Genomic DNA, 20,381 nt, shown 5'->3' with positions numbered 1-20,381 from the left:
GCCGTGCTGTCCCGTCTCCGCGACGCGCTGCGGCACAGCATCGATTCCACCCCGATGCGGCAGGCGGTGGGGATCGTCGCCGTGGTCGGCGTGATCAACCTGGTCAGCCTGGGGGTGGCCTACCTGGGCCTGCGCAGCGCGGTCGAGGAGGGGATGCGCGCCAACCTGGCGCAGCACATGGCGGGGTTCCAGGTCACCGCCTCGCCCATGGCGCTGGAGATCCTTGTTTCGGCGGAGGCAAATGCGGCCGACCCGGCGCAGCGCGTCTTCGTCTACATCGCGCCGGACGGGCGCGTGACCGGCAACGCCGACGCCACCCTGACCCCCGCCGGGGTGCAGATCAGCCGGCAGCCCGGGGGCCGTCCGCTGGGTGATCACGGCTATCTGCCGCTGGTCGAGCGGATGGCGGGCGGCATCCTCATCCTGGGCGAGAGCCGGACGCCGATCCACGATCTGGGCCAGACCTTTCTCGCGCTGCTGCTGTTCAGCCTGGCGCCGACGGTCGCCGTCTCGCTGGGGGTGGGGGCGATCATCGCCAGCCGGGCGCGGCGGCGGGTGGGCCGGATCGAGGCGACGCTGGAGCGGCTGTCCCAGGGCGCGCTGGACGCCCGCATCCCGCCCGAGCCGGGGCGCAAGGACGACCTTGCCAGGATCGGCGCGCAGGTGAACCGGATGGCCGCCGCGCAGGAGGCCGCGACCGAGGCGCTGCGCCAGGTTTCGGCCGACATCGCGCATGACCTCAAGACGCCGCTGCAACGGATGACGGTGCTGCTGCACCAGCTGCGCGACAGCCTGCCCGAGGCGGGCGCCGAGGCGGCGCTGACCGACCGTGCGCTGGCCGAGGCGGATGGCGCGGTGGCGGTGTTCCGTGCGCTGTTGCAGATCGCCCAGATCGAGGGCGGCGGCGCGCGGGCCGGATTTGCCCCGGTCGACCTGGCGGGTGTGGCGACGGAGATGGCCGAGCTGTACACCCCCACGGCCGAGGAAGACGGCCGCAGGCTGGCGCTGCACCTGCCCGGAGGCGCCGCGACGGTCAGCGGCAACAAGGGGCTGATCCGGCAGGCGCTGGCGAACCTGATCGAGAACGCGCTGCGCCACACCCCGGCGGGCACCGACATCGCCATCACAGTGCGGCCCGAGTACGGCCGCGTGGCGCTGGAGGTGGCCGACCGGGGGCCGGGGATTCCGGCGCAGGAGCGGCGGAACGTGCTGCGCCGCCTCTACCGGCTGGAACGCAGCCGCAGCACGCCCGGCCATGGCCTGGGGCTGGCGCTGGTGGCGGCGACGGCGGGGCTGCACGGGGCGGAGCTGACGCTGGAGGACAACGGCCCCGGCCTGCGGGTCACGCTGTCCTTTGCGGCGGCGCAAGCGGCGGCGGACAGGGGCGCGGATGGCTAGCTAGCCCGCCGTCGGTGCCGGGGGCGGGCATCGCGGAAAAGGCGGGGCCGCGACGGGCGCGGCCCCGGTCCGAATGTCACTTGCGCAGTTCGGTCCAGATCGCGGTGTAGAGATCGACCGCGGACTGCGGGCAGGTCGGCAGGAAGCGGCCCGCCGCGGCGAGGTCGGCCGGGGCGATGATCTCGGGCGCGGTCTTCATGTCCTCGGGCATGAATTCCTCGGACCCGGCGACGCCGTTGGCATAGCGGGCAAAGGCGGAAATCATCGCCGCGTTCTCGGGCTCGAGGATGAAGTTGATGAACTGGTAGGCCTCGTCGACGTTCTGCGCGTCCGACAGCAGCGCGACCGAGTCCATGAACAGCGGGTAGCCTTCCCGCGGGTAGCCGTAGACCACGTCGGGGTTGTTGATCCGGGCGCGCATGGTCGAGCCGTTCCAGTTGACCGAGGCCGCGTAGTCGCCCGACGACAGCTTGTCCGTGGTGCCGTAGTCCATCGACAGCCACTTGGGCTTGGCCGCCATCAGCCGGTCACGCACGACCCTGAGCACCTCGAGATCCTCGGTGCAGGCTTCGCCGCCGGCATTGAAGATCGCCATGTTCATGACGTCGTTCATTTCCGGCACGACGTTGATCTTGCCTTCCAGCTCGGGCGGAGGGTCGAGGAACAGCTCGGAGGTGTTCACGTCGCCGCTGTAGACGCTGGTGTTGACCGCGATGCCGACCGATCCCCACTGCCACGGAACCGAATGCTTGCGGCCCGGATCCCACGGCACGTCGACCCATTCGGCGGCGATGTTGGTGATGTTGGGGATCCGGCTGTGGTCAAGCTCGGCGATCAGGCCCTTGCGGACGTAGACCGGGATGTAGTTGGCCGAAGGCACCACGAGGTCAAAGCCCGAGGCACCGGCCTCGACCTTGGTCAGGGCGGTGGTGTTGCTGTCGTAGTCGGTGATGGTGACGGTGATGCCGGTTTCGGCGGTGAACTTCTCGATCAGTTCGGGGCTGGTGTAGTTGCCCCAGTTGAACAGGTTGAGCGTCCCTTCGGCCATCGCGCCTGCGGTGCTGCCGAGCAGGACCGCGGTTGCAGCTAGAACAATCTTCATTGGATACTCCCTTTGGGTTGTTGAGCGGGCTAGGCCCGCTTTCTGGTTATCAGTGCGAACACGATCAGGATCAGGACGGTGAAGGCCAGCAGGGCCGTCGAGATCGCGTTCACTTCGGGTGTCAGCGCGCGGCGCAACTGGCCCAGCATGTAGGTGGGCAGTGTATCCTGCCCGGCCGATTTGACAAATTCGGTGATGATCACGTTGTCCAGCGAGATGATGAAGGCCAGCATCGCGCCGGCGATCACCCCCGGCAGCAGCAGCGGCAGCGTGACATAGCGAAAGGTCTGCCAGGGCGAGGCGTAGAGGTCCGCCGCCGCCGTTTCCATGGCGCTGTCCATGCCTTCCAGCCGCGCCTTGATCGGCAGGTAGGCGAAGGGGATGCAAAACGCCGAATGCGCGAGGATCAGGTAGCCGAGGCCGGAATAGCCGGTGGCGAGCTTGACCGAGGAAAAGAAGATCAGCAGCGCCACGGCGGTCACGATCTCGGGCACCATCAGCGGCTGGTTGATCAGCACGTAGATCACCGTCTGGCCGGTGAACTTGCCCCGCCGGGTGGTGCCGAGCGCGGCCATGGTGGCCAGCGTCGTCGAGATGACAGCGGCCCAGAGCGCGATGATCAGCGAACGCATGGTGGCGTCCTGCACCGCCTCGTTCTGGGCCGCGACCCGATACCATTGCAGCGACAAGCCGCCCCACTGGTTGACCGAATTGCCGCCGTTGAAGGAATAGATCACCAGCGTCACGATCGGTGCATAGAGCAGCACAAAGGACAGGATCGCGACAAAGGTGAAGCCGGGCAGGGTGGTGACGTCAAAGGCGCGGGGTCTAGCCATTGCGCCCATCCCGTGCCGACACGCGGGTGTAGACGATCAGCGACCCCATCACGATCAGCAAGAGCAGCGTCGACAGCGCCGCCCCCAGCGGCCAGTTCTGGCCCTGGCCGAACTGAAGCTCGATGAAGTTGCCGATCATCATGTTCTTGCCCCCGCCCAGCACGCGCGGCGTGACGTAGGCGCCGAGGCTGGGGATGAAGACGAGGATGCAGCCGGCGATGATGCCGGGCCGGATGATCGGCAGGATGATGCGGCGCAGCACCTTCCACCGTGTGGCGTAGAGGTCGTATCCGGCCTCGATCAGCCGGAAATCGAACCGGTCGATCGCGGCATAGAGCGGCAGCACCATCAGCGGCAGGTAGACGTAGGCCATGCCGATCAGCACGGCGGTGTCGGTGTAGAGGATCTGGATCGGTTCCGAGATCGCGCCGACGTGCATCAGGAAGGTGTTCAGGATGCCCTGGTTGCGGATCACCTCCATGATCGCGAAGGTGCGGATCAGCAGGTTTGTCCAGAACGGGATGGTGATCAGGAACAACCACAGCGCGCGCGTCCGCGTCGGCCGGGTGGCGATGAACCAGGCGGTTGGCAGGCCCAGCGCGAAGGTGGTCAGCGTGGTGAGCACCGACAGCTTGAGCGAGCGCCAGAAGATCGACAGGTTGGCATCCGCCAGGCTGACGGTCTGGTCAAAGATGTCGCGTTCGAACAGCACGCGGAACCAGCCGTCGCCGGACAGGACCCAGCGCACGCCGGAGTAGTCGCCCTTTTCCAGCACCGAGTAGACCGCCACGATCAGCAGCGGGCCGGAGGCGGCGACCAGCAACAGGATCAGCGCGGGCAGCGACAGGAGCCAGCCGTTGGCCCCCTTGCTGCGCTGTGAGCCGGCGTTGCTCATGACTTCAGCACCTGCACCGCGCGCGAGTCGATCTGCACGCCGACCTCGTCGCCGACCTGCAACGCGAGGCGGGCGTTCGACTGGACCCGCGCGATGATCCTGCTGCCGTCGCCCAGCGCCAGCGTGTAATGGGTGTCGGTGCCCAAATAGGTCGACTCGGTGATGCGGGCGGCGATGCCGCTGCCGGGGGCGGCCAGGCTGACCTGTTCGGGGCGGATGGCCAGCGTGACATCGCCCTGTTGCCCGTCCAGCGACACCGCCAGCACGTCGCCGGTGCCGATCCGCACGCCGGTGCCGTCGACGCGGCCTTCGAGAAAGTTCGTCTCGCCGATGAAATCGGCGACGAAGCGGTTGACCGGGTGATCGTAGATGTCGTGCGGCGTGCCGACCTGCAGCAGCTTGCCGCCGGACATCACGCCGATCCGGTTCGACATGGTCAGCGCTTCTTCCTGGTCGTGGGTGACAAAGATGAAGGTGATCCCGGTTTCGGTCTGCAAGCGTTTCAGCTCGCTCTGCATTTCCTTGCGCAGCTTGAGATCCAGCGCCGAAAGCGGTTCGTCCAGCAGCAGCACCTTGGGTTCGGGGGCCAGTGCGCGGGCCAGGGCGACGCGCTGTTGCTGGCCGCCGGACAGCTGCTGCGGCAGGCGGCTCGCGAAGTCCTCCAGCTTGACCAGGGCCAGCACGCGGTCGACCGTGCGGGCGATCTCGGATGCCGGTCTGCCCATCATCTTGAGCCCGAAGCCCACGTTCTGCGCCACGCTGAGGTGCGGAAACAGCGCGTAGGACTGGAACACCGTGTTGACCGGCCGCGTGTTGGGCGGGTCATAGGTGATGTCCTGCCCGGACAGGTGGATGTGGCCGGAGGTGGGGGTTTCAAACCCCGCGATGCAGCGCAGCAAGGTGGTCTTGCCACAGCCGGACGGCCCCAGCAGCGTAAAGAATTCGCCCTGCTCGATGGCGATGGACACATCGCTGAGCGCCGTGACGGCGGTCTTGCCGGCGCCGTAGATCTTGCTGACATCCCGTGCGTCGACAGCGATTTGAGTGTTCAAGCAGAGGTCCCCCTGTATACACTGTGTGACCAATCCGGATGTTGTGCAAGCCGGTCGCGCAGCAGTCGCGGTATCCGGTCCGCCCAGGGCGCGGCCTGTTCGAGTTCGGCGCAGAGCGCGATCAGCAGGGCATCCGCGCCGTAGGCCGCCGCCAGCTGCACGCCGATCGGCAGGCCGTCATCGGTCCAATGCAGGGGGACGGAGGCCGCCGGCTGGCCGCTGGCATTGAAGGTCGCGCAGAAGGGCGAATAGGCGAACACGCCGCCCGGACCGATGCGGTAGGCCTCGTAATCCTCGCGGTCATGGGTGAAGCGGTGGACCTGCGCCGGTGGTTCGGCCAGCGTGGCGGACAGGATCACGTCGACCGCGTCGAAGGCGGCGGCCATCTCGCGGCCGTAGGCGTGGACCTTGTTGACCGCGGCCAGGTAGTCGGCCCCCGAGAGGGTTGCTGCGTATTTCAGCGCGCCGCGGGCGACGCCCTGGAGGTCATCCGGCCGCAGATCGCGGCCCCTGGCCCGGGTGGCATTGGCGACCCAGAGCGCCGTTCCGCAGGCGACGATCTTTGTCCAGGCGCGCATCATGCCGTCATGGTCGGCCTTGGGTCGGGTCAGGGTGACGTGGTGGCCGAGCGACTCCAGCAGTTTCGCGGTGTTCAGGACAGCGGTGCGGCAGTCGTCCGAAATGGGCTGGCCGGTAAAGGTGGTGTCGCAGACCGCGATGCGCAGGCGCTCCGGCGGGCGGGTGATGGCCTGGGCGTAGCTGACCGGCATCGGCGGGGCGACGTAGGGCGCGCCCTTGTCCGGCCCGGCGCAGGCATCCATCATCGTGGCGCTGTCCCGGACCGAGCGGGTGAGAAAGCCGTCGATCGCCATGCCGGCCCAGCCTTCGCCCACCAGCGGGCCATCGGGAAAGCGGGCGCGCGTGGCCTTGAACCCGAACAACCCGCAGCTGGACGCGGGGATGCGCACCGAGCCGCCGCCGTCGGAGCCATGGGCCATGGGCACGATGCCCGCCGCCACCGCCGCCGCCGCGCCGCCCGACGACCCGCCGGGGGTGCGCGTCAGGTCCCAGGGGTTGCGTGTCGGCCCGCCGTAAACGGCGGCCTCGGTCACCGGGCCGACACCGCCCTCGGGCGAGGTGGTCCGCCCGAAGGTCACGACCCCGGTCGCGCGCATGCGCAGGAAGATCGCGCTGTCGACGCTGTAGCGCGTGTTCCGCAGCAGGTTTGAGCCGCTGTGCGTGGGAAAGTCGATGGCCTCGGCGCCGAGATCCTTGAGCAGGAAGGGCACGCCCCTGAACGGCCCCTCCGGCAGCCCGGCCCGGATCGCGGCGCGCGCGGTCTCTTCCTGGATCAGGACCACGGCGTTCAGGGCGGGGTTGAGCGCCGCGACCCGGGCCAGGGCCTGGTCCAGCAGCTCTTCGGGCGAGACCTCGCCCGAGGCCACGAGTTGCGCGAGCGAGGTCGCGTCGTGCAGAGGGCCGTGTTCCATCGGTCGCTTTCTGCCCCCCTGGTGCAGCCGGCGCCGGTGTCTGCCGGTCCCGGGAGTGCCTGATCTTGCGGGGCAGGCTAGCGTGGCGTCCGGGCAAAGCCAATCGTCGCGATGGGGGGCGTGCCGTGCCCGGACAGAGCTGCACCGCAGGATTGCGCCCGGGCGGTGGGAGAGGGGGCGACAAGACCGGCAACCAGTGCCGTCAGGGGTGCGGTACGACGGGCAGGCGGGCAGGGATGGGCATGGAACACGACTCCCTTGGCAAGGCTTTGGAAGGATCCGCGCCGCGCGTCGGTCATTCTGCGCAGTTGCAGGTCGGATCGGCGCCCAGCGGCACGCTGAAGCCGGAGACCGCACCGTCGAGCATCCAGTCCGCCATGAAGCGCGCGGGGCCTTCGTAGGTCAGCGATGCGTCGATCCGGATGCCGGGCGGCTGGTGCGACCCGGCATGGACCGTCACCGAGAGCGCGAAGGACGACTCCGGCCAGGCGAAGCCCGGGGTATCCGTGCCCTCGGGGGTGACGTGGCCGCCGCCGGGCAGCATCAGCAGATCGCCCTCCGGCTGTGCGCCATCCTCGAACGGCAGGCCGTTGACCAGAAAGGTCGGCGTCGGCGCGGCGCAGATTTCCACCGTGTCGCCGCCGATTTGCCGTACCAGGGCGGTGAACACCGTCTCGCTGCGGTCGGACAACGCCGTGCCTGCACCACGATCCCGGCCTCGAGCGACTGGATCAGCACGAAGTCGCCCCTGTCGGGAAAGAGCGCCTTGAGCCCGTCCTCGGCGAAGACGACAAAGCTGTCGTCCAGCGCTACCGGTTCGGGTGCCTGGGCGCAGTTCAGCGTCGCGACGGTGACGGTCTGGGTCAGCGAGGTGACGCCGTGGTCGGCGAACAGCGCCAGCACCGCGCGCTATGCGGTGCCATGGTCGATCTCCTGGTAGATGGCGACGCGCAGCGTGACCTCCTCGCTGGTGTGGGCCGAGGCCACCATCGTCGACAGCGCGTCATCCTGGGTGCCGATGCGCGGGATGCTGGCCCCGTCGGCCAGCGTGAGGAAGGTGGCGTCGCGCCGGCGCTGTCCATGCCGGTGGCGAACATGACCGTGCCGGTCCCCGTGGCGAACATTTGCAGCAGCGGGGCGCCTTCTTCGCCCTCGACGATCGCGCCGGCGCCGTCGGCGGCGGCGACGAAGTAGCCGGTCAGCGCGCCGCCGGCGTCCCGCTCGGCGTTGTTGATCGAGTGGGCGAGCAGGCGCAGCGCCGGGTATTCGAGCGAGGCGTCGGGCACGGTGTCGGCGGTGATGACGACCCCGGGCGTCACGGCCAGGGCCGGGGCGTCGGGCACGGGGGCCCGGACCGCGACGAATTCGGCGGTCCGGGTGATGTGGCAGGCCCGGTCGATGGCGGCGTCATGGTTGTCGGGGTTCTCGCGGGTCGCGCGTTCGCAATCCTCCAGCGCGGCGGTTTGCGGCAGGTCGGCTGCGCGCGCCTTCTGGCCCTGGCCGGCTCCGGCCCCGTGGAGAAGCGCAAACTCAACACCGTCATTTCCATTGAAGCCGGCTGCGCGACTGCCTGTCAGGACGCGGAAGAAGCGAAAAAATTGCGTGCCGGTAGTGGCTTGGCGGGCATGGCAGGGGTGTCCCGGAAGGGGGATTGTTCTATTTGTCGGCTCAAAACCCTTGAAGCATCCTGTCCTTCGCCCGCTCCGACATTTCGGTTCAGCAAAAGATGACTCGGATTTGTTGTCAGGTGTTTTGCATGTCTATTTGGAACAGGGGGTGATTGCGACCGGGTATCGTCCGAGGTCTTTGCGTAGCGGGGAACGGGCATTCCGCCAGCGGCAGGGCCGGAGTCCGATTGATGCGCCCGGCGCGATGCCACCGGGTCCGGCCCAAGCCCGGCCCGCATCGCCTCAGGCGGTCGTCACGGGGCGGCGAAAGACGCCGCGCCCCTGGATCATGCCAAGACCGGCGCAGATCCGCAGCACGTTGTAGTACCCCCGGCGCAGCGTCCCCAGGTCGACCGTATCCTCGGACACCCAGGGCAGGACGACCGTGCAATCGACGGGCCCCAGGGACATGGCGCCCTCGGTCGCCTCATCAAAGCAGTCCAGGCGCACGAGAGTCAGCGTGCCCCGCATCCAGGGCAGGGTCGGCAAGGCCAGGAAGCGTTCAAAGATGTCTTCGGCGGTCCTGCACATGCCCGCGACGACGACCTGCGGCCCGGCGGACGCGCCGGTCAGCCGGTAGCCGTAGACCGTGCCGGACCTGTCGTCGGTCAGCACCTCGACAAAACTGCATTCGGTGGTCGCTGCATCAATCTCTGTGGACATTGTCTGTTCCCCTCGAGTCCAAGGGTCCGGTGCCACGGGGCGGATCGCTCCGCCCCGTGGTTCGGACAGCGTGACGGTCTTCAGAAGCCGTAGACCAGCGACACGGACAGTTCGTTGTCCGACGCGTCGAAGTTCTTGAGCGGGCTGTCATCCCACTCGGACCGGTAGGACACGCGGGTGGCCAGCCGGTCGGTGACGCGGAAGTTCACGCCAAGGTCGTTGGTGACCACGGTATCCGTCTCCGAGAACAGGATGTCGGTGTCGTTCGTCAGGAACACCGTGTCGGAGAAGGCGTAGTAGTAGCGCGACGACGCGATCCCGGCGACTTCGGTGGTGTCGGACCCGGTCCGGTCCTTCAGGTAGCGCACACCGGGGCCGGCCTGCAGGCGCCAGGTCTGGGTCGCGGTGTTGATCGCGCGATACCCCGGGCCGATGCCAAGGAAGGCGTCCCACTCGTTCGAATCGAAACCGTCGTAGCGGACCGAGGCCAGGCCGAACATGTAGACCTGATCGTTGAAGTAGCGGTTCACGTCGTAGGTGACGAAAGCCTCTTCCTTGTTGCGCACGTCGTTGTCCTCGGCGAACTCGACGGCAAAGCCGAAGGTATGGTTCCACGGGCCGCTGCCATAGCGAAGGCGGCCGGCCAGGTCGAGGTCGACCGTGTCGGTGTTGCCCGAGGTGGCCGAAAAGCCCAGCGCGACGCTGCCGGTCCACCCCTGGGCGAACTGGTTCGGTCCGAACCGCTGCTTGTCATCGGCGTCCGCGAAGTCTTCGTCCACGGCCTCCTGGATGTCGTCGATGCGGTCGTCGAGCGTCTCGACACCCACCAGAGCCCCCTGCGCGAAGGCGGGTGCGGCGACGAGCAGAGCCAGGATCGAGGCCGAAATTGCGAGTCCGTTTTTCATGGGTTCTTCCTTTTCCAACATTTGGCACCCCCCAAGAGGGCGATGGCGTCTTTGCCAGGCCAGATGTAGAAGCGGATTTCAGATAACAGAAATTAAATATAATTCGGCATAAAGCGATTATTACTCATGTCATTGCGAATGTCGTTGTTTGTCGGGTGTTTGCGGCCGGCGTCAGTCGGTGCCAGCGGCAAGATCGGCCAGCACGGCATCCTGATCGGCGTCGATCTGTGTCAGAACTGCCACAAGCGCCGTTTCCGCCACCGCGCGGACATCGCTGTCCACGTCGTCGCGCCACACGGCCCAGACCGGAAAGGGAAAGCTGGGCGCCCCTTGGACAAGGTGCAGCCGCCCTTCGTCCAGGAATCGTTTGACGTATTCCGCCGGCAGGTAGGCCGCCGCGCGGCGGTCCAGCACGTATTCCGTTGCCAGCGCGCCCAGCGTCAGCGTCAGGCCCTGGTTCGTGAGACCCGGCAGCGCGAGCGCATGCGCATGGGTGAACTCGGGGCCCCAGTCGACGAACACGTAGTCCGGGGCGACATCCTCCAGCGTGGCCTCCCATGAGGCGACGAGCACAAGCTCCTCGTCGAACAGCTTGGTCGCGGTCAGACCCGGCCGCAGCTGCGGCGTGTACATGATGCCGACCTGCGCGGTGCCCTCGACCAGGAACCGGGTGATGCGGTCCGGCATCCCGATCTCGGCGCGCAGGCTGAGCGTCGGCATTTCCATTCGCATCCGGTCGATCCACTGAAAGCCGAAGCGCGGCCAGAGCGAATACTGCGCGGCCACGGTCAGCGATTTCGTGTAGCCCTGCGGAATGCCAAGCTGCTGCCGGGCTTCTTCCCAGATCTTGACCAGCGACAGGGCGTAGCGTTCGAATTCGCGCCCGGCCGGGGTCAGCTCGGCGCCGGCCTTGGACCGCTTGAACAGGGGTTTGCCCAGCGCGTCCTCAAGCCGTTGCACCCGCAGGCTGACCGCCGATTGCGTGACAAACAGCCGTTCGCTGGCGTTGACGAAGGAACCGGTCGCGGCGACCTCGAGAAAGGTGCGGACGAGGGTGATGTCCATGAGCTTCATCCATGAGTAACGGTCGTTTCAACCATAGTTGCTTTTCGTTTTTCTTGGAACAGGAATCCACCTAAGTCCTCGGTCACAGGGTCACGGCCCGGAAACCGCAGTTGAGAAAGGGAAACCTGAAATGACACGCAAGGACATCCGCAAGACCAATATCGCAGTTCTCATCGTGGCGGCGATCGCCCTGGGGGCGTGCTCTTCGGGGCAAGCGATCGACAACACGGTCGGCGTGGCGGCGGGCACGACCAAGGTCATCGCCAAGGGCGCCGTGGGCGCGGGCAAGCTGGCCTACCGCGGCGGCAAGGCCATCCTGTCCGACGACGACTGACCGTGGATGCGGTCGGCGGTCCCGCCCCGGGCACCTGGCCACGGCCGACAAGGAGCCGTGGCCGTGATGCTTCCGCTCAGGCCGCGACCTGCGGCCCCGCCGCGTTACCCCTATAACCTGCGGCAGCGCCGAGGCCGTCCGGGCAGAGCCGGGCGGCCTTGTCATGCGTGCCGTGGCCCAAGGCGCGTCGGGCAGGTTCGCAGGCCGTGGCCGGCCTGTGTGACCTTTGGTCATGACCGAGGTCCGCCCCTTGACGCGATGGTCCTTGCGGACTACCTACCGACCGTCGGTTTGTAAGAGGGCGCAGAGGACGGATGAGCAACGCGACGACACCGAAGGTCCGGCGCCGGCTGGCGCCCGATGAACGCCGCGAGGCGATCCTCGACGCGGCCAATGCGCTGTTCATGCGGCAAGGTTATGATGCCGTGACCATCGCCGACGTGCTGGACGCGGCGGGCATCTCCAAGGGCGGGTTCTATCACCACTTCACGGCGAAGGAGGACCTGCTGACCGGGATCGTGGCCCGGATGACCGAACAGGCGCTTGCCGTCGCCAAGGCGGCGCGGGATCGGGCCTGCGGGGATGCGCTGGACCGCCTGAACGCCTTTCTGGACAGTTCGGTGCGCTGGAAGGCCGAGAACAGCGCCGAAACGCGGGTCGTGGCCAAGGTCATGTTGCAGCCCGGAAACGATACCCTGTTCCAGAGGATTCTTGCCGCGACGGCCGCGACGGTCGTGCCCGTGCTGCGGGACATGATCGCCGACGGCGTGCGCGAGGGTGTCTTTGACGTGGCCGATCCGCAGGTGACGGCCGAAATCATCATCGGTCTTTCGCAGGGGCGGCAGGGCATTCTGGCCGAGGCGATCGCCAGCGCCGCCGCCGGCGAGATGGATGCCGCGACCGACCGGCTGGACGCCCGGATGCGGGCCGAGGGCGAGGCCTGCGACAGGTTGCTCGGCCTGCCGCCGGGCAGCGTGCGGCTGTCGAACCGCCCGGAATACCGCCGCATGCTGGCCGGCCTGGCCGCGGCAGACGGCGCGACCGACGATCCCGCTGGCACAAAGGAGACCTGACATGCTTACCGTCAACGAACTGAAACCGCGCGTTTTCGAGATCACCCTGTCCGGCACCGTCGAGGCGGCCGATATCGAGGTCCTGAAGCGCGCGCTGACCCCGGCGCTGGAGGCCGAGGGCAAGATGGGCCTGGTCCTGCGCATGGAGGATCTGGACGACATCACCGGCGATGCGCTGATCCGGGATGCGCGCTTTGAGGTGTCGATGCTGCCGCAATGGTCGAAGGTCGGGCGGGTCGCGGTCGTGACCGACAAGCAGGCCTTCGAGGCGCTGCTGAACTGGTTCGACCCGATCCTGCCGATGATCGAATTCCGCACATTCGCGCCCGCAGGGGCCGATGCCGCCCGCGACTGGGCCGCCGACCTGCCGCGTGCCAAGAGCGACGCGGCACCTGGCGTGAGGATCGTCGAGGACGGTTCGGACGGGCTGATGGTGTTCGAGATCGTCGGGAAGATGCAGAAAGACGACGCCGACCGGGTCTTTGCGGCCTTTGACAGCGCCGTCGCCCGGCACGGCAAGATCAACCTCATGGTCCGGGTCAAGAATTACGAGGGCTTTGACCTCGGGCTGCTGGGCGACCGCGAGACGATGACGTCGAAGTTCGGCGCGATCGGCAAGGTCGGCCGCTATGCCGTGGTCGGCGCGCCCGGCTGGATGCGCGCCGTGGTGCAGGGCATGGCGCCGCTGCTGCCGATCGAGATGCGCGCCTTTGAGGCATCCGAGGACGATCAGGCGCTTGCCTGGGCGCGGGCCGCCTGAACCACGCGACCGCCGGGATCTTTGGCGGTCGCCCCCCTCACGGCTCCCGGCGCCTAAGCCGGACGCTCGGACCAACACACGGGACACGGACCAGTGACAGACAGACCGGAAGACTTGTCCTTTGCGGACGACAAGGGCGCGTCGCGCTCGACATGGATCGCGGCGGCGCTGGTCCTGGCCATCGTCGGCTGGATGGGCAGCGGCCTTGTCCTGCCGTCGGAAGAGCCGGAACAGGTGGCGCGGCAGTCCGGGCCGGATCTGGTCGCGGTCACGGTCGAGACGGTCGTGGCCCAGCCGGTCACGCTGTTTTTCCAGGCCGAGGGCCAGGCGCTGCCGGACCGCGACACCGCGATCCGCGCCGAGGGGTCCGGCAACGTGGCCGAGGTGGTCGTGTCGCGCGGCTCCTACGTCGAGGAAGGCGCCGTGATCGCGCGGCTGTCGGCCCGTCAGGCCGAGGCGGACCTGGCCCGCGCGCGCGAGGAACTGGCGCGTGCGCAGCGGGAATTCGACAACGCCACCGAACTGCTGGACCGGGGCGTCGGAACGGCCACGCGGGTCAGCGAGGCCCGTGCGACGCTGGCCGCTGCCGAGGCGGCCGTCGCCACCGCCGAGGAAGGCATCAAGGCGCTGGACATCACCGCGCCCTTTGCGGGCCGGCTGGAGACGCTGTCGCTGGATGCGGGGGAATACGTCCAGGCCGGCGCCGAGGTGGGGCGCATCGTCGACAACCGCCCGCTGACCGTTTCCATCCAGGTGCCGCAGCAGCAGCTGCGCCGGCTCGAGGACGGCCAGATCGCCACCATCCGCTTTATCACCGGCGAGGAGCGCAGCGGCACGGTGACCTTTGTGGGGACCTCGGCCAACCGCGAAACCCGCACCTTCCTGGCGGAGATCGAAGTGCCGAACGAGGACGGCGTCATCCCTGCGGGCATCTCGGCCGAAGTGCGTATTCCGACCGGCACGCGCGAGGCGCATTTCATCCAGCCCTCGACCGTGTCGCTGAGCCCCGAGGGCCAGATCGGCGTCAAGACGGTCGATGACGCCGACACCGTGGTCTTTCAGCCGGTCGAGATCGTCCGGGCCGAAATCGACGGGCTGTTCGTCACCGGGCTGCCGGACACGGTCCGGATCATCACCATCGGCCAGGGCTATGTGCGGGCGGGCGAAACGGTGCGCCCCTCTACGGCGGGCGATGCCTCTGCCGATCCGGCAAGCGGGGACTGAGCCATGAACACGATCATCGACGCCGCCTTTTCCCGGGGCAAGGTGGTGATCATGGCGCTGGTCATGATCCTCGCCGTGGGCGCCTACGCCTATGTCACGATCCCCAAGGAAGCCAATCCCGAGGTGCCGCTGCCGCTGGTCTACGTCTCGACCGGGCTGGAGGGGATCAGCCCCGCCGACGCCGAACGCCTGCTGATCGAGCCGATGGAGACCGAGTTCGCCGGGATCACGGGGCTGGAGTCGATGGAAAGCCACGCCTCCGAAGGCTTTGCCTCCGTCCAGTTGGAGTTCGCGGCCGGGGGGGACATCGACGAGGCGCTGGACCGCGTGCGCGAGGCGGCTGACCGCGTCGAGGGCAACCTGCCCGCGGACGCCTACGACCTGACGGTGACGGAGATCAACACCGCGCTGTTTCCGATCGTCACCGCCATCATCTCGGGTCCCATTCCGGAACGCACCTTGAACGACCTGGCCGAGCAGGCCCAGGAAGCGATCGAAGGCCTGCCCGGCGTGCTGGAGGTCGAGATCGGCGGCGCGCGACAGGAATTCCTCGAGGTGCTGATCGACCCCACGGTGTTCCAGACCTACAATCTCAGCTTTGACGAACTCATCAGCCAGCTTCAGCGCAACAACCGGCTGATCGCCGCCGGCGCCATCGAGACCGGCGGCGGGCGGATCGTGCTGACCGTTCCGGGCCTGATCGAGGATCTGGACGACGTGATGGGAATCCCCGTCCGGGTCCGGGACGGAACCGTCATCACCTTTGGCGATGTCGCCACCCTGCGCCGCAGCTTTGAGGATCCGACGAGCTTTGCCCGCATCGACGGCCAGCCGGCGCTGGCGCTCGAGATCACCAAACGGTCGGGCGCCAACATCATCGACACGGTCGCGGCGGCGAAGGACCGGCTGGAGACCTTGCGCGCCGATTGGCCCGACAGCATCGAGATCACCTACCTGGGCGACCAGTCCGAGCAGGTCGAGACCCTGCTGTCCGACCTGGAGGCCAACGTCATCGCCGCCGTCATCCTGGTGATGATCGTGATCGTCTACGCCTTGGGGCTGCGCTCGGCGATCCTGGTGGGGCTCGCCATCCCCGGCGCGTTCCTGGCGGGCGTCACCGCGCTCTGGGCGATGGGCTACACCATGAACATCGTGGTGCTGTTCTCACTGATCCTCGTGGTGGGGATGCTGGTCGACGGCGCCATCGTCACGGCAGAGCTGGCCGACCGGCGCCTGCAGGAGGGCGACAGCCCGCGCGACGCCTACGCAACGGCCGCCAAGCGCATGGCCTGGCCGATCATCGCCTCGACGGCGACGACGCTGAGCGTGTTCTTTCCGCTGCTTTTCTGGGGCGGAATGGTGGGCGAGTTCATGAAGTTCCTGCCGATCACCGTGCTCCTGACGCTGTTCGCCTCGCTTTTCATGGCGCTGATCTTCATTCCCGTCCTGGGCGGCATCATCGGCAAGCGGCAGCCGCAGACCGGCGCGGCCAAGCGCGCGCTGCACGAGGCCGACCGCGGCGATCCGCGGCGGATCGGCGGCCTGACCGGCGTCTACGTGCGCCTGCTGGAATGGGCGATCCTGCGGCCCGGCGCGACCATGCTGCTGGCGCTGGCCCTGCTGCTGGGCGGCGGCGGTCTTTATGCCCAGTTCGGCAGCGGCGTCAGCTTTTTCCCATCGGTCGAGCCGGAATTCATGCAGGTCCAGGTCCGCGCCCGGGACAATTTTTCGATCTACGAGCGGGATGCGCTGGTGCGCCGCGTCGAGGCGCATGTGCTCGGCTATGACGAGGTCGCGAGCGTCTATGCGCGGTCGATCATGAGCGCCGGGCAGGGCGACGAAGAGACCATCGGCACGCTGCAACTGGAACTGGTCGACTGGGACCGGCGCCGCCCGGCGGACGAGATCGGCGAGGACATCCGCAGGGATGTCGCCGAAATCGCCGGCATCGACGTGCAGGTCCAGACCGAAAGCGGCGGCCCGACCACCGGCAAGCCCGTGAACCTGGAGATCGCGGCCCGCGACCCGGGCGTGCAATCGGAGGCGGTGGAGCAGGTGCTGGCGATCATGCAGCGCATCGGCGGCTTTACCGACGTGACCGACACCCGCCCGCTGCCCGGAGTCGAAGTGGCCATCCGCGTCGACCGCGCCGAGGCCGCCCGCTACGGCGCCGATGTCAGCCTTCTGGGCCAGGCGGTGCAATTGCTGACGCAAGGCATCGTCGTCGCCGACTACCGCCCCGACGACGCCGACGGCGAACTCGACATCCGCGTCCGCTTTCCGGCGGCCGAACGTTCGTTGGCCGAGCTTGCCAACCTGCGCGTGCCGACCTCGGCGGGGCTCGTGCCGATCTCGAACTTCGTGTCCTTTGCCCCCGTGGCGCGCACCGGCACGATCACCCGCATCGACGAACGCCGCGTGGTGACGATCGAGGCCAACGTCGCGCCCGGCCTGCTGGTGAACGACCAGGTGACGGCGCTGGAGGCCGCGCTGGAGATGGCCGACCTGCCTGGGGGGATCAGCTACAGCTTTGCGGGCGAGGCCGAGGAACAGCAGGAGGCGGCGACCTTCCTGATCGGCGCCTTCGTCGCGGCGATCTTTCTGATGCTGGTCATCCTGGTGCTGCAATTCAACAGCTTTGGCCAGGCGCTGATCGTGATGAGCGCCATCGTCTTTTCGGTGGCGGGGGTGCTTCTGGGGCTGGTCGTGACGGGCCGCCCGTTTGGCGTGGTCATGGGCGGGATCGGTGTGATCGCGCTGGCCGGGATCGTCGTGAACAACAACATCGTGCTGATCGACACCTACAACGACCTGCGCCGCACCGGCATGGCGGCGCGCGAGGCCGCGCTGCGGACCGGCGCGCAACGCCTGCGGCCGGTCATGCTGACCTCCGTGACCACGGCGCTGGGACTCATGCCGATGGTGCTGGGCGCGAACCTCAACTTCTTCACCCGCGAGATCGCGCTGGGCGCGCCGTCCACGCAATACTGGACCGAGCTTTCGTCGGCCATTGTCGGCGGTCTCGTGGTCGCCACGCTGCTCACCCTGGTGCTGACGCCGGCCATGTTGATGCTGGGCGAGCGGCCTGATCGAAAGGCGCGCGGCGCGTCGCCCGAAAACGCGGAAGCGCCCACGTGACCGTGCGCGTCAGCGAACCGCCCCGGGGCGGAAAACAGGGCCCGCGCCTGCCCGATATCAGCTGTCCAGCAGGGTGCGCGCAAACGTGTCCGCGAAAAACGGGGCCATGGTCAGCTTGCCCGGGTCGATGGAATGGTAGCGGCCCGCACTCGTGATGCCGATTTCGTAGCGGTTGTGCAGTTCGCTCTGCGGATCGTAGATGTCGGTTTCGCCGACGGCCACGATCGCGCCGCCCTTGACGATCGCCCCGGGCAGGTCCCGGGGGTCGAGGCCACGCAGCGCCGGGATGAAGGCCGACATCTGTGACAGGGTTCCGGACAGGATTTCGTCGCGCAAGGCCCCTTCGCAGCGGTTGGGCCAGTCGGGCGGGGTGACGGCCGAGGTCATCGCGCGCAGGCAGGTCGGATACCAGGTCAGGTAGATCTGGCCATCCGGGTAGGTGACGACCTCGCCGAACGGGCCCGATATGAAGGTCGCGCTCTTGGGAAGGGGGGCGCCCTTGGGCAGGTCGAGGCTGACACCGTATTTCAACCGGTGCAGCCAGGGCCGTCCCGGTGACAGGCCAAAGCTGCGGTCAAGCGCCAGCCGGCCATCCCACAGGGCATTCACCGCATGATCGAAAAGGCGGCGGAATTCTTCGCCCGCGCATTGGCCCGTCACGGCGATGGAACTGCCTTCGGGTTCGGCCAGCCGGATTTCGCAATTCAGGTGAACGTCGATATTGGGATGGGCGAGCACGCAGTCCCCCAGTTCCCGGGCCAGTGCCGTCGGGTTCACGGCCACTTCGCAGGTTTCGAAGGCGGCCACCGCCACCGTGCCATCGAATTCGTTTTCCCGTTCCGCGCGCGTCCAGCTGCGCGGCCGGGCCATGACATCCTGGCCGAAATACTGCGCGGTTCCGCCATTGACCGTTTCGACGATCCTGTCGTGCGCCGCTTGCAGGTACTCGGCAACCTCACCGGCCGGGCGCTGGGAGTCGCGGTGAACGACATAGGCGGCCGGGGACGAGGTCGCAAAGGCGGGGGAGCCGCTGCCGAGAAACCGGCGCATGAAAGGATCGAAGGCAAGCGCGCCACGCGCCATCATCGCGGCTGTGCGCAGGCTCGGGTCATTGGCGTACATGTAGCCGAGGTGGATCTTGCCCTCATTGGCCGCACCGGCGCGACTGATGAGGCTGGCGTTCTTGTCGAACAGGGCCACCCGCTGCCCCCGTTCGGCCAGCGCCAGGGCAAGGCAACAGCCCTGCAAACCACCCCCCAAGACCGCAACTGTCATTCGGCACCCCTCGATCCGTTTCCCTGCGTCGCACCTGATTTCTGGCGCAGATCGCGGGAACCTAGTCCAATGCCGCAGGCGGCGGAACCACCAACTTGACCTTGGACAGGTGGAGGCCAAGCACACGGCTGTCGTCTCCGCGGCCAAGCGCATGCGGGCTGGTCGGGTTCCTGACGACAATCGTGAGCACGCACAGGCCGGCCTCGGCGATGGGAACGGACAGGGGCTGTGTCGCGTCCTGAAAGGCGGCGGTCAGGACCGGCTTGCCGTTGACCAGAAAGCCGATCCGGTCGTCCCGCCGCAGAGAGTGGCCGGACAGTTCGAGCGTCAGGTTGTCCTGGGTCGTGCGAAAGACGATATCGGCGCGTTCCTGCGAGGACCAGCGGCCGCTCGGCTCGCCCTTGTGCCAGCCGGGGCCGACCAGGGTGTCGGCGTCGCCGGCCCCGAAGTGTACCGTCTGATCGGGGGCAAGCACCGGAGGGGCGGACTTGGTGAACCGGGTATGGTTGTCGACCCAGCCGCCCGCTTTCAACCCGTCGAAGAACCGTTGCACCGCGTCCGGGTGCAGGCCGAAACTCCGCCCGACCCTCTGGGCCATCGCCAACAGGGGGCGCCGGTGTTCCTTGAGCGCGTTCTGGGTTTCGAACAGGTCGCCCGCCATGTGGATCGCGGCACAGTTCAGCAGGTCGATCCGCGCCTGCGGGCCGTCGCAGATCCACGCCCAGGCCCGCGCGTGTTCCGGGCTTTCGGGGATCACGTAGGAATAGCGCCGCACGCCGGAGTGGATGCACAGCACCGAGACGTGCCGGTGAAAGGCCATGCTGCGCCCCTGCGCGTGCGCCCGATGCAGCCATTCCTGAGAGGGCGAGAGCCGCGTCTGTTCGATCGGCAGCCACGGCCCGACCTTGTGGCAAATGTCCCGGCGCACCGCCCAGCAGGACGAGATGACAAAGGTCCGGGGATCGAATTTTCCGTCCGCAACGGCGCCATCGAGGATCAGCTTGTCCGCCCCCGGGTCCACCGGGCCACTGTCGCTGCCCGACTGTTGCAGCAACAGGATCGGCGACCACGAGATATCCGCCCCGGTTTCCTCCATGAAGGCGACGCGGGCGGCGATGTGGTGGGGGAAATACATGTCGTCCTGGTTGAGGAAGAACACGTACTTGCCGCGCGCCATGTCGACCCCGGCGTTGTGCGGCGCCGATTGGTGCCCGGTGTTTTCCGGCAGGTTGTGAAACCGGATCCGTTTGTCCGGAAACGCCCTGATCGCGTCCTCTGTCGCGGCGTTGCAGCCATCGCCGACGACGATCATTTCCCAATCGTCGTAATCCGAGTTCAGGACGCTCTGAATGGCATAGGGGATGACCTTGGGCCGGTTGTACGCCGAGATGATGACTGAAACTGTGGGTGCGTTTGGCATGGCTGCAAGGGTCGGTTCATTCTGTCGTTTTTCAAGCGCCTTGTAGGGAAGCTACGGCCGGACGGAAAGGGGCGAGGCATCCGG

Annotated in this window: 19 protein-coding genes; 8 read left to right on the top strand and 11 right to left on the bottom strand. The window is 67.6% G+C overall.

The window, feature by feature from the left end:
* Positions 1-3: 3 nt before the first annotated feature.
* Positions 4-1,398, top strand: a complete 1,395-nt coding sequence (locus MAA8898_RS08045) for a sensor histidine kinase (RefSeq protein ID WP_094020490.1) — start codon at positions 4-6, stop codon at positions 1,396-1,398.
* Between the two features lie 76 nt (positions 1,399-1,474).
* On the opposite strand, the gene MAA8898_RS08040 is transcribed toward MAA8898_RS08045, so the two are convergent.
* The 6 genes from MAA8898_RS08040 to MAA8898_RS08015 form a co-directional block, all read right to left on the bottom strand.
* Positions 1,475-2,500, bottom strand: a complete 1,026-nt coding sequence (locus tag MAA8898_RS08040; RefSeq protein WP_094020489.1) for an extracellular solute-binding protein — start codon at positions 2,498-2,500, stop codon at positions 1,475-1,477.
* A 29-nt stretch (positions 2,501-2,529) separates the two neighbouring features.
* Positions 2,530-3,336, bottom strand: a complete 807-nt coding sequence (locus MAA8898_RS08035; protein WP_094020488.1) for an ABC transporter permease — start codon at positions 3,334-3,336, stop codon at positions 2,530-2,532.
* Positions 3,329-4,231, bottom strand: a complete 903-nt coding sequence (locus tag MAA8898_RS08030) for an ABC transporter permease (protein ID WP_094020487.1) — start codon at positions 4,229-4,231, stop codon at positions 3,329-3,331. The genes MAA8898_RS08035 and MAA8898_RS08030 overlap by 8 nt, the downstream gene beginning before the upstream one ends.
* Entirely contained in the window at positions 4,228-5,283 is a 1,056-nt protein-coding gene (locus MAA8898_RS08025) for an ABC transporter ATP-binding protein (RefSeq protein ID WP_094020486.1), read from the bottom strand. The genes MAA8898_RS08030 and MAA8898_RS08025 overlap by 4 nt, the downstream gene beginning before the upstream one ends.
* Positions 5,280-6,773: an amidase gene (locus tag MAA8898_RS08020; protein WP_094020485.1), complete on the bottom strand. Its 1,494-nt coding sequence runs from the start codon at positions 6,771-6,773 to the stop codon at positions 5,280-5,282. The genes MAA8898_RS08025 and MAA8898_RS08020 overlap by 4 nt, the downstream gene beginning before the upstream one ends.
* Positions 6,774-7,068: 295 nt before the next feature.
* Entirely contained in the window at positions 7,069-7,464 is a 396-nt protein-coding gene (locus MAA8898_RS08015; RefSeq protein ID WP_094020484.1) for a hypothetical protein, read from the bottom strand.
* Between the two features lie 75 nt (positions 7,465-7,539).
* Between MAA8898_RS08015 and MAA8898_RS26195 the strand changes: the two genes are divergently transcribed.
* A complete protein-coding gene (locus tag MAA8898_RS26195; protein WP_176445101.1) occupies positions 7,540-7,713 on the top strand; it encodes a hypothetical protein in 174 nt (57 codons plus the stop codon).
* 184 nt (positions 7,714-7,897) lie between these two features.
* A complete protein-coding gene (locus tag MAA8898_RS08010) occupies positions 7,898-8,503 on the top strand; it encodes a hypothetical protein (protein WP_094020483.1) in 606 nt (201 codons plus the stop codon).
* Positions 8,504-8,683: 180 nt separating this feature from the next.
* On the opposite strand, the gene MAA8898_RS08005 is transcribed toward MAA8898_RS08010, so the two are convergent.
* From MAA8898_RS08005 to MAA8898_RS07995, 3 genes are all read right to left on the bottom strand, one after another.
* Positions 8,684-9,103, bottom strand: coding sequence for a hypothetical protein (locus MAA8898_RS08005; RefSeq protein ID WP_094020482.1), 420 nt, complete (start codon positions 9,101-9,103; stop codon positions 8,684-8,686).
* A gap of 80 nt (positions 9,104-9,183) precedes the next feature.
* Positions 9,184-10,008 carry a DUF481 domain-containing protein gene (locus tag MAA8898_RS08000; protein ID WP_094020481.1) on the bottom strand — a complete coding sequence of 275 codons (825 nt, stop codon included), beginning with the start codon at positions 10,006-10,008 and terminating at the stop codon, positions 9,184-9,186.
* Positions 10,009-10,179: 171 nt separating this feature from the next.
* Positions 10,180-11,073: a LysR family transcriptional regulator gene (locus MAA8898_RS07995; RefSeq protein WP_094020480.1), complete on the bottom strand. Its 894-nt coding sequence runs from the start codon at positions 11,071-11,073 to the stop codon at positions 10,180-10,182.
* A 130-nt stretch (positions 11,074-11,203) separates the two neighbouring features.
* Here MAA8898_RS07995 and MAA8898_RS07990 point away from each other — a divergent pair, with 130 nt between their 5' ends.
* From MAA8898_RS07990 to MAA8898_RS07970, 5 genes are all read left to right on the top strand, one after another.
* Positions 11,204-11,407 carry a hypothetical protein gene (locus tag MAA8898_RS07990; RefSeq protein ID WP_094020479.1) on the top strand — a complete coding sequence of 68 codons (204 nt, stop codon included), beginning with the start codon at positions 11,204-11,206 and terminating at the stop codon, positions 11,405-11,407.
* A 314-nt stretch (positions 11,408-11,721) separates the two neighbouring features.
* On the top strand, positions 11,722-12,480 hold the full coding sequence (locus MAA8898_RS07985) for a TetR/AcrR family transcriptional regulator (protein WP_245853297.1): 759 nt from the start codon (positions 11,722-11,724) through the stop codon (positions 12,478-12,480).
* 1 nt (position 12,481) lies between these two features.
* Positions 12,482-13,240 carry a SpoIIAA family protein gene (locus tag MAA8898_RS07980; protein WP_094020478.1) on the top strand — a complete coding sequence of 253 codons (759 nt, stop codon included), beginning with the start codon at positions 12,482-12,484 and terminating at the stop codon, positions 13,238-13,240.
* 93 nt (positions 13,241-13,333) lie between these two features.
* Positions 13,334-14,464, top strand: coding sequence for an efflux RND transporter periplasmic adaptor subunit (locus tag MAA8898_RS07975; RefSeq protein ID WP_245853296.1), 1,131 nt, complete (start codon positions 13,334-13,336; stop codon positions 14,462-14,464).
* A gap of 3 nt (positions 14,465-14,467) precedes the next feature.
* The gene (locus tag MAA8898_RS07970) at positions 14,468-17,602 is read left to right on the top strand and encodes an efflux RND transporter permease subunit (protein WP_094020477.1); all 3,135 of its coding nucleotides are present in this window, start codon (positions 14,468-14,470) and stop codon (positions 17,600-17,602) included.
* 57 nt (positions 17,603-17,659) lie between these two features.
* Here MAA8898_RS07970 and MAA8898_RS07965 read toward each other — a convergent pair whose 3' ends face one another.
* Both MAA8898_RS07965 and MAA8898_RS07960 read right to left on the bottom strand, forming a co-directional pair.
* Entirely contained in the window at positions 17,660-18,877 is a 1,218-nt protein-coding gene (locus MAA8898_RS07965) for an FAD-dependent oxidoreductase (protein WP_176445100.1), read from the bottom strand.
* Between the two features lie 61 nt (positions 18,878-18,938).
* On the bottom strand, positions 18,939-20,297 hold the full coding sequence (locus tag MAA8898_RS07960; protein WP_094020475.1) for a glycosyltransferase family 2 protein: 1,359 nt from the start codon (positions 20,295-20,297) through the stop codon (positions 18,939-18,941).
* Positions 20,298-20,381 lie beyond the last annotated feature (84 nt).

The organism is Antarctobacter aquimaris (assembly GCF_900184945.1).
GTDB classification, from domain to species: Bacteria; Pseudomonadota; Alphaproteobacteria; order Rhodobacterales; family Rhodobacteraceae; genus Maliponia; species Maliponia aquimaris.
Note: the sequence above shows the minus strand (reverse complement) of the source record. Positions and strands in the feature narration are given on the sequence as shown.

Excerpts from the sequence above, each read along its gene's own strand:
- MAA8898_RS08020 (WP_094020485.1), bottom strand. The coding sequence starts at position 6,773 with ATGGAACACGGCCCTCTGCACGACGCGACCTCGCTCGCGCAACTCGTG.
- MAA8898_RS07970 (WP_094020477.1), top strand. The coding sequence starts at position 14,468 with ATGAACACGATCATCGACGCCGCCTTTTCCCGGGGCAAGGTGGTGATC.
- MAA8898_RS08000 (WP_094020481.1), bottom strand. The coding sequence starts at position 10,008 with ATGAAAAACGGACTCGCAATTTCGGCCTCGATCCTGGCTCTGCTCGTC.
- MAA8898_RS07995 (WP_094020480.1), bottom strand. The coding sequence starts at position 11,073 with ATGGACATCACCCTCGTCCGCACCTTTCTCGAGGTCGCCGCGACCGGT.
- MAA8898_RS08035 (WP_094020488.1), bottom strand. The coding sequence starts at position 3,336 with ATGGCTAGACCCCGCGCCTTTGACGTCACCACCCTGCCCGGCTTCACC.
- MAA8898_RS08030 (WP_094020487.1), bottom strand. The coding sequence starts at position 4,231 with ATGAGCAACGCCGGCTCACAGCGCAGCAAGGGGGCCAACGGCTGGCTC.
- MAA8898_RS07960 (WP_094020475.1), bottom strand. The coding sequence starts at position 20,297 with ATGCCAAACGCACCCACAGTTTCAGTCATCATCTCGGCGTACAACCGG.
- MAA8898_RS07965 (WP_176445100.1), bottom strand. The coding sequence starts at position 18,877 with ATGACAGTTGCGGTCTTGGGGGGTGGTTTGCAGGGCTGTTGCCTTGCC.
- MAA8898_RS08005 (WP_094020482.1), bottom strand. The coding sequence starts at position 9,103 with ATGTCCACAGAGATTGATGCAGCGACCACCGAATGCAGTTTTGTCGAG.
- MAA8898_RS07980 (WP_094020478.1), top strand. The coding sequence starts at position 12,482 with ATGCTTACCGTCAACGAACTGAAACCGCGCGTTTTCGAGATCACCCTG.
- MAA8898_RS08040 (WP_094020489.1), bottom strand. The coding sequence starts at position 2,500 with ATGAAGATTGTTCTAGCTGCAACCGCGGTCCTGCTCGGCAGCACCGCA.
- MAA8898_RS07985 (WP_245853297.1), top strand. The coding sequence starts at position 11,722 with ATGAGCAACGCGACGACACCGAAGGTCCGGCGCCGGCTGGCGCCCGAT.
- MAA8898_RS07990 (WP_094020479.1), top strand. The coding sequence starts at position 11,204 with ATGACACGCAAGGACATCCGCAAGACCAATATCGCAGTTCTCATCGTG.